Genomic DNA, 13,163 nt, shown 5'->3' with positions numbered 1-13,163 from the left:
CCGTGCGGGCCTTAGGATGGACCTCATGGCGAAATCCGGTACGACGACCCAGGGGCTGCGCACGGCGATCGAGCGCAGCGGCTACTACCCGGCCCTCGTGGCCGAGGCCGTGGAGGCCGCGGTGGGCGGCGAGCCGATTTCGTCGTACCTGGTCCACCAGGAGACGACCTTCGACTCCAACGAGGTGCGCCGGCACGTCACCGTGCTGGTCCTGACCGGCAACCGCTTCATCGTCAGCCACACCGATGAGCAGGCCGCCGACGCCGGTTCCCCGTCGCCGTACGCGACCACCTCCACGGAGTCGGTCAAGCTGGCCAGCATCTCCTCCGTGGTGCTCAGCCGCGTCGTCGCCAACCCGGAGTCCTACACCCCGGGCACCCTGCCCCGCGAGGTCGTCCTGACCATCGGCTGGGGCGCGGTCTCGCGCATCGACCTGGAGCCCGCCGCCTGCGGCGACGCCAACTGCGACGCCGACCACGGCTACACCGGCAACTCCACCGCCGACGACCTCAGCCTGCGCGTCAGCGAGGCCGGCGACGGCCCCGAGGCGGTCCGCCAGACCCTGGTCTTCGCGCAGGCGCTCAGCGAAGCGACCGCGGCCACCTCCACCCCCGCCCGCTGATGGCGCACTCCGCCGCGCAGAGCTGGCAGGACGAGCCCGAGCTGCTGGACCTGGCCGGCGCCCCGGTGCCGCACTACGGCACCGGCTCGCTCGCCGACCTGCTGCCCACCCTCGTGGCCGGCCAGGGCGTACCCGGCTTCGAGGCCTCGATCGCCGAGCTGACCCCGGCCGACCGGAACTGCGTGTTCCTGGTCGACGGCATGGGCTGGGAGCAGATCAAGGCCCACCCGGACGAGGCCCCGTACCTCACCTCCCTGCTCGGCAGCTCGCGCGGCGGCACCGGCCGGCCGATCACCGCGGGCTTCCCGGCGACCACCGCCACCTCGCTGGCCTCCGTCGGCACCGGCCTGCCGCCCGCGCGCCACGGCCTGCCCGGCTACACCGTGCGCAATCCGGCCACCGGCGAACTGATGAACCAGCTCCGCTGGCATCCGTGGACCTCGCCCAAGCCCTGGCAGCCGTACCCGACCGTCTTCCAGCAGGCGGACGCGGCCGGAGTGGCCACGGCGCAGGTGTCCTCGCCCGCCTTCCAGACCACCCCGCTCACGAAGGTCGCGCTGAGCGGCGGCACCTTCCTCGGCCGGATGACCGGCGAGGAGCGCATGGACCTCGCGGCCGAGCGGCTCGCGGCCGGCGACCGCTCGCTCGTGTACACGTACTACAGCGAGCTCGACGGGGCCGGTCACCGGCACGGCGTCGACTCCGACGCCTGGCGCGGCCAGCTGATGTACGTGGACCGTCTCGTCCAGCGCCTCGCCGAGCAACTCCCTCCCCGTACCGCGCTGTACGTGACCGCCGACCACGGCATGGTGGACGTCCCCTTCGACGAGGACTCCCGCATCGACTACGACGACGACTGGGAACTCGGCGCGGGCGTGGCCCTGCTGGGCGGCGAGGGCCGGGCCCGGCACGTGTACGCCGTACCGGGCGCCGAGGCCGACGTACTGACCGTCTGGCGCGAGGTGCTCGGCGACCGCTTCTGGGTCGCGAGCCGCGCGGAAGCCCTGGAACTGGGCTGGTTCGGGGCACCGGGCGAATGCGACGAGCGGGTGCTCGGCCGCATCGGCGACGTGATCGCGGCCGCCCAGGCCGACGTGGCGATCACCGCCTCGCGGGCCGAGCCCAACGAGTCGGCCCTCGCGGGCATGCACGGCTCGATGACCCCGGCCGAGCAGCTCGTCCCGCTGCTCGAAATCCGCTCCTGACGTTCCCGCCGCTGCCCCCGCCTCCCCTCACCCTCCCTTCGAAAGGCGCTGTACTCCCCATGCCCGAGCTGGTGTTCTTCTCCGGAACGATGGACTGCGGAAAGAGCACGCTGGCGCTCCAGATCGCCCACAACCGTGATGCGCGGGGCCTGCAGGGCGTGATCTTCACCCGGGACGACCGGGCGGGGGAGGGCAAGCTCTCGTCCCGTCTGGGTCTGGTGACGGAGGCGGTCGAGGCGCCGGAGGGAATGGACCTGTACGCGTACCTGGTCGCCCAGCTCTCGAAGGGCGGCAAGGCGGACTACGTGATCGTGGACGAGGCGCAGTTCCTCGCGCCCGAGCAGATCGACCAGTTGGCCCGGATCGTGGACGACCTGGGCCTGGACGTCTTCGCCTTCGGCATCACGACGGACTTCCGTACGAAGCTGTTCCCCGGTTCGCAGCGTCTGATCGAGCTGGCGGACCGCCTGGAGCAGCTCCAGGTGGAGGCCCTGTGCTGGTGCGGCGCCCGCGCGACCCACAACGCGCGCACGGTGGGCGGCGCGATGGTGGTGGAAGGCGCCCAGGTGGTGGTCGGCGACGTGAACCGCCCGGCGGAGGAGATCGGCTACGAGGTCCTCTGCCGCCGCCACCACCGCAAGCTGATGACCTCGGCGTCAGCCCAGGCCGGAGCCCTCTCCCCGGACGTCCTCCCGGTCAACCACGGCTGACAGGGCCTTCGCGGGGGCCTGAGGGAACCAAGGGGGTCCCCGGTAGCGTGTTGTTCCAGGACGCTGACCGGCACTGGAGGGGATGCAGCCCATGGAACTGACCCTGGAGATCGCGGCGATGCGGGACGGGCTGGGTGATTCCGGTCGTCTGGTGGGCGAGTTCCGGCGGGCCGCGCTGCTGGTTCCGCTCGAGGACGGCCCCGAAGGCGGCCTGATGTCTGCGGTTTCGGGTGGTATCCGCTGGATCTACGCGTTCACCGATGAGGAGGCATTGGCCCGTTTCGCCGAGGCCCGCGGGGAGTCCGGCCGGGAGTGGGAGTTCCTCTCGATGCTGGGTGCGCGGCTGGTGGATGCGGTGGTTCCGTCGGCGGACGGTCCGGCCGGTGTGGTCGTGAACGTCGCTGATGCGGACGGGGCGATGTTCTTCCCGCCGGTCGCGGGGATCGTTCCGGATGCGAATGCCGTGGATCTGGATCTGGATCCGGGTCTGGACCGCGGGGAGGTGGCCTGATGGCCGGTGACGGGGATCTTGAGGTTTCGCCGGCCGCGGTCAAGAACATCCAGGACGGTCTGCGGGCGGCGATCGGGGAGCTGCGCGAGTCCGGGGACGCGGCCGGTGCCTCCATGGGGGCGGGTTTCGAGAATCTGTCGATGACGGGGATGGAGACCGGGCATCCGGGTCTCGCCACCGACTTCGAGGACTTCTGCGAGCGCTGGGAGTGGGGCGTGCGCAGCCTGGTGCAGGACGCGAGCACCCTCGCCCGGTCGTTGGGGATCGCGGCGGGCACGGTGTGGGAGGAGGAGCAGTACCTCCACGGGACCTTCCGGGTGGTCGCGAACGCGGCGTACGGCAATCCGCACGCGAGTGAGGACGAGATCGAGAAGAAGCCGTGGGGGGACATCTTCTCCGCGGACGTCTACAAGCCCGATTACAGCGCGGAGTCCTTCGAGAAGAGCCAGGAGCAGATGCGGCAGACCTGGTCGGACACGGGGGACACGGTCACGTCGACGGGCCGGATCGGCTCGCTGAAGGACCTGCTGGAACAGGCGAAGAGGGACGGGGACGGTCACTGATGGGCTGGCGGGATTTCGTACCGGACGTCATCGAGGACGGCGTCGAGAAGGGTGCGGAGAAGGTCGGCGATGCCGTCGAGTGGGCCGGCGACAAGACGGCCGACCTCGCCGAAGAGGTGGGTCTGGACGATGCGGGTGACTGGATCCGCGACAAGAGCCGCTCGGCCGCCAACCGGCTGGGCGCGGACGTCGCGGAGCTGGAGCTGGGCCAGACCGAGGACCCGAACAGGCTGGTCTACGGCAGCGTGTCGAAGATCCGCGCGCAGGTGTCCCACCTGAACGACTTCAAGGCCTCCTTCGACAAGGTCGGCAACGGCCTGAAGGGGATGGGGGAGCCGGACGGCCTGAAGGGCAGGACGGCGGATTCCTTCCGGGAGGCCGTGGCGAAGGAGCCGCCGCGCTGGTTCAAGGCGGCCGAGGCCTTCGGGAAGGCCGCCGACGCGATGGGCCGGTTCGCGGAGACGGTGGAGTGGGCGCAGGGTCAGGCCAAGGAGGCCCTGGAGGAGTACAACCGGGCGAAGAAGGTCTCCACCGAGGCCCGCACCGCGCACAACAAGCTGGTCGACACCTACAACAACGCGCTCAAGGCCAAGCAGGACCCGCTGCCGCCCCGCCCCTCGGAGAACTTCACCGACCCGGGGACCGCGATCGCGACCGCCGCGCAGGACAAGCTCGATACGGCCCGCAAGCAGCGCAACGACGTCGCGGAGACGGTGCGTACGGCGGTGCGGGCGGCGCGGGACGCGGCTCCGCCGAAGCCCTCGTACGCGAAGCAGCTCGGCGACGGCATGGACTACATGGACCTTGCCAGGACACACCTGGCGGGTGGTGTGTTCAAGGGCGCGGCGGGGATCGTGAACTTCGCGCGGGCGTTGAATCCGATGGACCCGTACAACCTGACGCACCCCGCCGAGTACGTGATGAACCTGAACTCGACGGCGGCGGGTCTGGTCACGATGGCCAACGACCCGCTCGGTGCGGGCAAGCAGATGCTCGACGAGTTCATGAAGGACCCCTCCGAGGGCATCGGCAAGATGATCCCGGAACTCGTCGGCTCCAAGGGCCTGGGCGCCCTGAAGAAGGTCGGCTCCGCCGCCAAGCACGCCGACGACCTCAAGGGCCCCGGCCGCACCGGCCTGGACAACGACGGACCGCACCAGCGGGAGAAGCCGGACTGCGAGAAGCGGTGCGACGGGACCGACCCGGTGGACCTGGCCACCGGTCGTATGTTCCTGCCGCAGACGGACGTCGTCCTACCCGGCACGCTGCCCCTGATCTTCACCCGCCGTGCCGAGTCCGGCTACACGGCCGGCCGCTGGTTCGGCCCGTCGTGGTCCTCCACCGTCGACGAACACCTGGAGATCGACGCCGAGGGCGTCGTCCTGGTCACCGCGGACGGTCTGGTCCTCCCTTACCCGCACCCCGCCCCGGGCGTGCCGGTGTTCGCCGCCACCGGTCCCCGGTGGACGCTGGATCGCACCTCGGACGGTGACTACGCCGTCACCGATCCGGCCCTGGGCCGTACCCGGCACTTCACCGCGCCCGCCCCCGTCGGCGTCGAGGACGACGGTGACGGTGACGGGGGCGGGTACGGACATGCGGTCATCGACCGCATCGAGGACCGCAACGGCAACACGATCACCTTCGAGTACGACGCCGAGGGCACCCCGCTCGGCATCGCCCACAGCGGCGGCTACCACCTGCGCCTGGAGACCGCCGAGGGCCGCGTCACCGGCCTCCACCTGACCGGCGGCCCGCGCGTCCTCGCGTACGGCTACACCGACGGAAACCTCACCGAGGTCGTCAACTCCTCGGGCCTCCCGCTGCGCCTCGCCTACGACGAGCGCGGCCGCATCACCTCGTGGACGGACACCAACGACCGCCGCTTCACCTACGCGTACGACGACCAGGACCGGTGCATCGCCGAAGGAAGCACCGACGGCCGGCTGGCCCTCACCCTCGACTACGACACGGTCGACCCCGAGACGGGCCTGCGCGTCACCACGACCACCACGGGTGAGGGGCACGTCCGCCGCTATCTGATCGACGACGCCTGCCGTGTCGTCGCGTCGATCGACGCACTCGGCACCGTCACGCGCCACGCGTACGACCGGCGGGGCCTGCCGGTCATGGAGACGGACGCGCTGGGCCGCGTGACCCGGCGCGGCTACGACGAACGCGGTCTCCTCACGGCGCTGGAGCGGCCCGACGGGCGCGTGGGCAGGATGGAGTACAACGACCTCGGCCTTCCGACGCGGGTGGTGAACCCCGACGGCCGGGTTTTCCGCCAGACCTACGACGAGCGGGGCAACCGTACGTCGATGACCTCGCCCACCGGGTCGACGACCGTGATGGAGCACGATGAGCGGGGCTCTCTGGTCGCGCAGACGAACCCGCTGGGGGCCGTCGTCCGCATCGACTCCGATGCCGCGGGCCTGCCGTACCGGGTGACGGACCCGCTCGGTGCGGTCACCCGCTTCGAGCGCGACGCCTTCGGCCGGGTCGTACGCTTCACCGACCCGCTGGGCGCGGTCACCCGCATGGAGTGGACGGTGGAAGGGAAGCCTTCCCGCCGGATCGCCCCGGACGGCACGGAGCAGTCCTGGACGTACGACGGCGAGGGCAACTGCCTCACCCACACGGACGCGGTGGGCGGAACGACGGTGTACGAGTACACCGACTTCGACCTGATGTCGGCACGCACCACCCCGGACGGGGCGCGGTACGAGTTCGCCTACGACGCCGAACTGCGCCCGGTGCGGGTGACCGCCCCGCACGGTGCCGAATGGACCTACGTCTACGACGCCGCGGGCCGACTGGTGTCGGAAACGGACTTCGACGGGCGGACCGTCGAATCGACCTATGACGCGTCCGGGCAGCTCTCGGCCCGGACGAACGGCCCCGGCCACGTGGTGGCCTTCGAGCGCAACGCGCTGGGACAGGTGATCCGCAAGGCGACTCCGGACGGCGTCACGACGTACGAGTTCGACATCTTCGACGAGCTGGCCGTGGTCACCACGCCCGACGGTTCCACGGTGGCCAGGCTGCGGGACCGGCACGGGAAGCTCCTCTCGGAGACCGTGGACGGCCGGACGCTCTCGTACGACTACGACGAGCTCGGCAGGCGCGTGGGGCGCACGACCCCCACAGGGGCACGGAGCCTCTGGACGTTCACCGCCGAGGGCCGGCGCGGTGAACTCACGACGTCGGGGCGGACCATTGCCTTCGGGCGCGACGCGGCGGGCCGGGAGGTGAGCCGTACCGTCGGCTCGGCCCTCACCGTGGGTCAGCGGCACGATGCCAGGGGGCGGGTAACCGGGCAGCACGTGATCGGTGCGGACGGGGCCGTTCTGCAGCGCCGCGAATACGGTTACCGGGACGACGGGTTCCTGACGGGGATCAAGGACGCCCTGAACGGCGACCGGTCCTTCACGCTCGACGCGATCGGGCGGGTCACCGCGGTGGACGCGGACGGCTGGTCGGAGCGCTACGGCTACGACGAGACGGGCAACCAGACGTCGGCCTCCTGGCCGAACGCCCACCCCGGGCAGGATTCCTGCGGCGAGCGCGCGTACACGGGTACCCGGATCGCCAGGGCGGGCCGCATGCGCTACGAGCACGACGAGCGGGGCCGGGTGGTGCTCCGACAGCGGACCAGGCTGTCGCGCAAGCCGGACACCTGGCGCTACGAGTGGGACGCCGAGGACCGGCTCGCCGCCGTCGTGACCCCGGACGGCACCCGCTGGCGCTACCGGTACGACGGACTGGGCCGCCGCACGGCGAAACAGCGCCTCGCGCCGATCGGCGTGGTGCCGGAGGTCGTGGAGGAGACCCTCTTCACCTGGGACGAAACGACGCTGTGCGAGCAGACCACGGTCGCCGGCGCCGCCGGTGCCGCGGCGGTGACCCTGACATGGAACCACGACGGCCATCACCCGCTCACCCAGACGGAACGCATCGCGGACACCTCGCAGCAGGTGGTGGACGAGCGGTTCTTCGCGATCGTCACCGATCTGATCGGCACCCCGAAGGAGCTGGTCGGCGAGGACGGGAAGATCGCCTGGCGCAGTCGCTCGACGGTGTGGGGCGCCACTACCTGGAACCGCGACGCGACGGCGTACACCCCGCTGCGTTTCCCGGGCCAGTACTTCGACGCGGAGTCGGGGCTCCACCACAATTACTTCCGTACGTACGACCCGGAAACGGCCCGCTATTTCTCCCCCGACCCGCTGGGTCTGCGGCCGGCGCCCAATTCGGTCGCGTACGTCGGCAATCCGTTCACCCGCTTCGACCTGCTGGGCCTCGCGCCTGATCCGGACTGCGAGGAGATCGACGCGCAGATCAAGAAGGCGCGGGAAAGCTGGACCAGCCCGGCAAGCCTCAGCCGGCACTACGGTGACCACGGTCGGGATCTGAACATCTACGACGAGGACGACTACGCCATGGCGGCGGACGACCTGATGTCCGGCTCCAAGCCGCCCGGTGTCAGGGAGAAGGAATCCCTGATGGAGGGCAAGGTCTACAGATGGGATCCGGCGACCAACGAGTTCGGGACCAAGGATCTGAAGACCGGTAAGATCATTACCTATTTCGACAGCTCCATCAGACGAGACGGTACGTCGACGGACGCCAATGCCAGGCGTTATTGGGACGAGCAACCAGGACTGGAGTGACAGTGACGACAGGCGCATCACCCTGCATCGTCTGTGGGAGCCTGACGGTACGTGCAAGGGGCGATCATGAGATCTGCCCCGTCTGCGGATGGCAGGACGACGGTGGGGACTACCGGGATCCCGACCGTTACGTGGGTGGTCCCAACCACGTAACGCTCCGCGAGGCCCGTCAGAACTACGAAGAGTTCGGAGCCAGCGAGCGCCGGCGCATCGACCGGGTACGGCCGCCCCTGCCCGAGGAGGTCGCTCCTTCGAAGGCCGAGGCCACCACGCAGAAACCGAGCTGGCTCGATTTCGTCGACAACCCCGAGGTCGTCGTGGCGGTCTACGGGGAGCAGTCCGTGCCCGAGCTGGACGGCATCACGGTGCGCGAGGTCCGCTGGCACATGGAGGGGCCGTCGGTCCTCATCCGGTTCGACTTGCCGACGTACCCGGACGCCCCGCCCCGGGAATGGGGCGCGAGCCGCTCCGACACGGCCCAGGTGGAACTCCTCCTCCTCGATGCGGCAGCCGGATTCGAAGCCGGCCAGGGCAGCAGCAGCCCCGTCGGGAGCATCACCTTCGACGAGGGGAGCGTGGCACCCATGCGCGTCACGCTGGACGCGGAACGGGTCCGCGCCCGGGTGAACGCCCAGCGGGCCGTCATCCAGCGGCTCTCCGGGTACCTGCGGAGCGAGTCCCGCGAGGAGTAGCGCGCCGGCGCCGCAGCCGGCGAAGGCCGGGCCGGAGCCGGGAAGTAGTCCAGAAAAGTACCCCGGTTCGGCCGTCCCGCCAGCCACACTGACCCCATGACCCGTCGCGACTTCGACGAACTGCCGGGCCCTGACCAGCAACCACGGGCGGTCCAGCCGGGCTACGGCTCGGTCTACCGGACGCCACAGCCCGGATCGGGGCCCGCGCCGGGGAATCCCTACGCGCAACCGCCGGTGCAGGCAGCGGACTTCGTACGCCCGCCCCGCCGCGGCCTGCGGGGGAGGACCGGCGTGCTGGTGGGGGCCCTGGCCGCGGCCCTGCTCGCCCTCGGCGGCGGCTCGTACATCCTCCTGCGCGGCGGCTCGGGCGACGCCGGGGACGCGGCAGCCCCCGCGGCGTCCGCGTCCGTGGACCAGGGAGACGGCCAGGGCCCCGGCGGCCCTCCGTTCGTCTTCGACCCCAACGCCGGAATCAAGCAGGGCGAGGGCCGGGTCTGGCTGGTGTCGAACCGGACCGATGTGCCCGGCTCCGGTACCTCGCAGCACGGCCCCTGGCGCGTGGGGGACGCCGTGGTCAAGGCGATGTTCAAGGAGGTCACCGCCTACACCGCGACCGACGGCAAGGAGAAGTGGAAGCTTCCCCTCGCCACGCCGCTGTGCGGGGTCCCGGAGAGTCCCGCCCCGAACGGGAAGATCGTCGTGGGGGTCCGCGAGAAGGACAGCACGACCTCCCAGTGCACCCACCTCCAGCAGGTCGACCTCGCCACGGGCCAGGCGGGCTGGAAGCTGGAGATACCGAAGGAGAAGGCCTTCGACCAGGCTCTGGAGCTGCGGCTGGCCATCTCGGGGGACACCGTCGCGGTGGCGCGTTCCGGGGTCGTGAGCGGTTTCTCGGTCACCGACGGGCACAAGCTCTTCGGTACGCCGAGCACCGGCTGCACCCCCGCGACCGTCGGCGGCGCCGCCGCCAGGCTGATGCTCGTACGCGACTGCTTCGGCCAGAACACGGCCGACCGGCAGTCGGTGATCGAGGAGATCGACCCGGCGACCGGCGCCGCCAAGTGGAGCCACCCGTACCCGAAGGGCTCGAACCTCGGCCAGATCCTGTCCGTGGACCCGCTCGTCGTCAGCACCTACGACACGAAGGAGAAGGTCTGGAACATCACGGCCTTCGCCGCCGACGGCAAGGTCCGCTCGCAGACCAATGCCGCCTTCGGGGTCGGCAAGCGGTGCAACGGCTGGGGCAGCGGCAGCGGCGACCTGCACGACTGCAATGCGGCGGTGGCCGACGCGGACACCCTCTACATCGCGGGCGGCACACCCGACGCCACGTACCCGCTGGACGTCGCCAAGCCCGACGAGGTGATCGCGGTCGACCTCAACACCGGTCAGGTGAAGTGGCGCACGAAGGGCCCCGGCGGCCGCGTCATGTTCCCGCTGGCCATCGAGGAGGGGAAGGTCGTCGTCTACGTCGACACGGACAAGGGCCTGTCCGCGGCGATGGCCGCCATCCCGACGGGCGGAGGCCGGCCCCGGATATTCCTTCAGAGCCCGAAGATCGCCCGGGGGCCCGAATCCGCCTTCTACACCTCCAGCGTCCGGCTGTCCTGGGCCGGGGGACGCGTCTTCCTGCTCAACGGGTCCGTACACAGCCCGGAGCCGAGGAAGGTGGACCACTCCCTGCTGTCCTTCGGGAAGTAGGTCGCGGGACCCCGGCGGGAAGGGTGGCCGGATCAGCCCTCTCCCCGTCCCCGAAGCGTGACGAGCGGCGGCCACGGCCCTATTGTTGCGCGCCATGTGGCCAGGACAGCAGACGCCCGGTGGGGACCAGAGCAGGCAGGGGCCGGGGCAAAACCCTTACCGGCAGCCGGTTCCCGGACCGGCGCCGCGTTCCGCGCCCCGGCGCAGGGCCGTCGTGGCGATGTCGGTGACGGTGGCTGCGGGGGTGGCCGTCGCGGTGACCGCCGCGGTCCTCGTCCGGGACGGCGACAGGGTGGACGGCGCCGGGGGGCCCGCTTCCCCTGCACCCGCCCCCGGTTCCCCGTCCGGTTCCGTGTCCCCGGGCACCGTGAAGCCGACGGTCAAGGGCTGGAAGGCCGTGGTGAATCCGGCGCACGGCACCGCCTTCGACGTACCGCCGGACTGGGAGGTCCTGGAGCCGCAGATCTTCAGCGGCTTTTCGGACGACAAGGACCCCGACAAGCCGGCGATCGGGCACACCGCGCCCGCCTTCTTCAAGAAGAAGTGGTGCAGTCTGGACGCCAACGGCGACGGCTACGTCAACGACATCGCGCTCGCGTCCACGGGTACCAAGGGCGCCGACGGCGCAAAGACCACCGACGAGGTCGCCGAGAAGACGGCGACGGCCTGGGCGTACTCCGCGTTCGCATCCCCGGACAAGGAGGTCGTCAAGTGGGACAAGCCGGTGGCCTACACGACCAAGGCCGGGGTCAAGGGGAGTTACGTGAAGGCCCGCACCGAGGGCGCCAAGAAGGACCACAAGTGCGCGGGGGACGGCTGGGCGATCGCCTTCGGCTTCAAGAATTCCAAGGGCGACTTCGTCGCCTGGGACTTCTACGGCCGGTCGGGCGTCCAGGGAGCCGTCCGTGACGACGTGGTCATGCGCATCCTCGGCACGGTCCGTCTCTCCGGTGACCCGGTCTCGGACCCCCTCGGCAAAGAGGCCTCCCCGCCTTCTCCGTGAGTCCGGCTCTCGCCGGGCGTCCTCCCGGTCAACCACGCCTGAGATCCCGCCGCACGGTCGATCCCGGGGCGTGGGCGCCGTGCCTCATGCCACCCCGCCGAGCATGGCCAGGGCGAACAGCACCGCGATGCCGTGCCCGACCAGGACGACTCCGGTGAGGGTGTCGTACAGCATGTACAAGCAGCCGGTGGAGGTCCCTTTCCGGGAGCGGGACCGGCCGTAGAACGTGCAGAGCAGCCCTGGTATGCCGACGAGGAGGAACACGGTCGGGCTGGGCGACGAGTTCAGCGAGCTCGCTTCCCCGAGGTGCAGCAGGGCCAGCAGCAGTGCGACCAGGAGGAACAGGGCCCTGGCCCAGAGAGAGCGGGGTGTCCGCAGGCGCAAGCGCAGGCGCCATCGGCGGGGGCGGCCCGGCGGCTGCCAGGCGGTCGCCGTCGCGGTGGGCGCGAACGCGGGCCGGGGCGGGGGCGCGAGGGCGCCGAGGAGCTGCGGGGCGGCGGCCACCGCGGTCAGGGTCTCGGCAAGTGGGGCCGGGTGGGCGGGTTCCGTGGCCGGGCGGACGAGTTCCGTGGCCGGGTGGGGTACGGTCGCCGCCGTGAGGGCGGTGCGCATCGTGGCGGCGTCACGGGGGCGGTGTTCGGGCAGCTTGGCCAGGGCGGCGGTGAGTACGCCCTCCAGGCGGGGCTGGCCCGGCAGGCCTGCGGCCGCGAGCGTCGGCGGGGGCTCGTGCACGTGGTGGTAGCCGATCGTCAGCCGGTTCGCCCCGGCGAACGGCCGGAGGCCGGTCAGCATCTCGAACAGCAGCAGCCCGACGGCGTACAGGTCCGACCGGCCGTCGATCTCCGCCAGCCCTTGGATCTGCTCGGGAGACATGTACTCCGGTGTGCCGATGGTGAAGCCGGTGCCGGTCAGGGCGGTGCCGTCGGCCGCGCCCGCGCCCGCCCGGACGATCCCGAAATCGGCGACCTTCGCGGTGCCGTCCTCGGAGAGCAGGACGTTCGCGGGCTTGATGTCCCGGTGGACCATCCCGCGGGCGTGGCTGGCCTGCAGCGCCGCCAGCACCTGGTCGGCGATCCGGACGGCCTCGGCGACGGGTAACGCACCCCGCTCGCGGAGCCAGGCGGCGAGGGACGGCCCCGTCACCAGTTCCATGACGAAGTACGGTACGGGCGGCCCGTCCGCCTGCGGCTCCGCGCCGGTGTCGAAGACGGTGACCACGTGCGGGTGCGAAAGCCCTGCCATGGCCCGGGCCTCGCGCTGGAAGCGGGTCGCGGCCTCGCTGTCCGCCTCCGGGCGCACCAGCAGGGTCTTGATCGCGACGGGCCGGGACAACGAGGTGTCCCAGGCCCGGTGGACCGCGGCCATGCCCCCGCTCCCGAGTACTCCGTCGATGCGGTAGCGCCCGTCGGCCACGTACCCGCCCGGCGCGAACATGTCATCCCCCATGCCCCAGATGGTAGGGACTGGTGCGAAGGATTGCGTG

Annotated in this window: 10 protein-coding genes; 9 read left to right on the top strand and 1 reads right to left on the bottom strand. The window is 71.0% G+C overall.

Translation table 11 applies throughout. The features are described 5' to 3' along the window. Nucleotides 1-25: 25 nt before the first annotated feature. The 9 genes from OG898_RS02440 (at nt 26) to OG898_RS02400 (ending at nt 11,680) form a co-directional block, all read left to right on the top strand. Complete coding sequence (locus OG898_RS02440) at nt 26-622, top strand: DUF5998 family protein (RefSeq protein ID WP_250746479.1); 597 nt, start codon at nt 26-28, stop codon at nt 620-622. Then, complete coding sequence (locus tag OG898_RS02435) at nt 622-1,827, top strand: alkaline phosphatase family protein (RefSeq protein ID WP_250746477.1); 1,206 nt, start codon at nt 622-624, stop codon at nt 1,825-1,827. Before OG898_RS02440 ends, OG898_RS02435 begins: the two co-directional genes overlap by 1 nt. 59 nt (nt 1,828-1,886) lie before the next feature. Beyond that, on the top strand, nt 1,887-2,537 hold the full coding sequence (locus OG898_RS02430) for a thymidine kinase (protein ID WP_266954703.1): 651 nt from the start codon (nt 1,887-1,889) through the stop codon (nt 2,535-2,537). A gap of 91 nt (nt 2,538-2,628) precedes the next feature. Beyond that, a complete protein-coding gene (locus OG898_RS02425; RefSeq protein ID WP_266954701.1) occupies nt 2,629-3,048 on the top strand; it encodes an SseB family protein in 420 nt (139 codons plus the stop codon). Continuing rightward, nucleotides 3,048-3,611, top strand: coding sequence for a hypothetical protein (locus tag OG898_RS02420; protein ID WP_250742983.1), 564 nt, complete (start codon nt 3,048-3,050; stop codon nt 3,609-3,611). Before OG898_RS02425 ends, OG898_RS02420 begins: the two co-directional genes overlap by 1 nt. After that, nucleotides 3,611-8,284 carry a putative T7SS-secreted protein gene (locus OG898_RS02415; RefSeq protein WP_266954697.1) on the top strand — a complete coding sequence of 1,558 codons (4,674 nt, stop codon included), beginning with the start codon at nt 3,611-3,613 and terminating at the stop codon, nt 8,282-8,284. Before OG898_RS02420 ends, OG898_RS02415 begins: the two co-directional genes overlap by 1 nt. Further along, nucleotides 8,281-8,976: a CPCC family cysteine-rich protein gene (locus OG898_RS02410; RefSeq protein WP_323184804.1), complete on the top strand. Its 696-nt coding sequence runs from the start codon at nt 8,281-8,283 to the stop codon at nt 8,974-8,976. Before OG898_RS02415 ends, OG898_RS02410 begins: the two co-directional genes overlap by 4 nt. Nucleotides 8,977-9,072: 96 nt before the next feature. After that, nucleotides 9,073-10,677, top strand: a complete 1,605-nt coding sequence (locus OG898_RS02405) for a PQQ-binding-like beta-propeller repeat protein (protein ID WP_266954693.1) — start codon at nt 9,073-9,075, stop codon at nt 10,675-10,677. A 220-nt stretch (nt 10,678-10,897) separates the two neighbouring features. Continuing rightward, entirely contained in the window at nt 10,898-11,680 is a 783-nt protein-coding gene (locus tag OG898_RS02400) for a hypothetical protein (RefSeq protein ID WP_266954691.1), read from the top strand. An 84-nt stretch (nt 11,681-11,764) separates the two neighbouring features. On the opposite strand, the gene OG898_RS02395 is transcribed toward OG898_RS02400, so the two are convergent. Next, nucleotides 11,765-13,126, bottom strand: a complete 1,362-nt coding sequence (locus tag OG898_RS02395) for a protein kinase (protein WP_266954689.1) — start codon at nt 13,124-13,126, stop codon at nt 11,765-11,767. Nucleotides 13,127-13,163 lie beyond the last annotated feature (37 nt).

It is taken from the genome of Streptomyces sp. NBC_00193 (assembly GCF_026342735.1).
Lineage (GTDB): Bacteria > Actinomycetota > Actinomycetes > Streptomycetales > Streptomycetaceae > Streptomyces > Streptomyces stoeckheimensis.
This window is presented reverse-complemented; position numbering and strand designations above follow the sequence as displayed.

Excerpts from the sequence above, each read along its gene's own strand:
- OG898_RS02440 (WP_250746479.1), top strand. The coding sequence starts at position 26 with ATGGCGAAATCCGGTACGACGACCCAGGGGCTGCGCACGGCGATCGAG.
- OG898_RS02435 (WP_250746477.1), top strand. The coding sequence starts at position 622 with ATGGCGCACTCCGCCGCGCAGAGCTGGCAGGACGAGCCCGAGCTGCTG.
- OG898_RS02430 (WP_266954703.1), top strand. The coding sequence starts at position 1,887 with ATGCCCGAGCTGGTGTTCTTCTCCGGAACGATGGACTGCGGAAAGAGC.
- OG898_RS02425 (WP_266954701.1), top strand. The coding sequence starts at position 2,629 with ATGGAACTGACCCTGGAGATCGCGGCGATGCGGGACGGGCTGGGTGAT.
- OG898_RS02420 (WP_250742983.1), top strand. The coding sequence starts at position 3,048 with ATGGCCGGTGACGGGGATCTTGAGGTTTCGCCGGCCGCGGTCAAGAAC.
- OG898_RS02415 (WP_266954697.1), top strand. The coding sequence starts at position 3,611 with ATGGGCTGGCGGGATTTCGTACCGGACGTCATCGAGGACGGCGTCGAG.
- OG898_RS02405 (WP_266954693.1), top strand. The coding sequence starts at position 9,073 with ATGACCCGTCGCGACTTCGACGAACTGCCGGGCCCTGACCAGCAACCA.
- OG898_RS02400 (WP_266954691.1), top strand. The coding sequence starts at position 10,898 with ATGTCGGTGACGGTGGCTGCGGGGGTGGCCGTCGCGGTGACCGCCGCG.
- OG898_RS02395 (WP_266954689.1), bottom strand. The coding sequence starts at position 13,126 with ATGGGGGATGACATGTTCGCGCCGGGCGGGTACGTGGCCGACGGGCGC.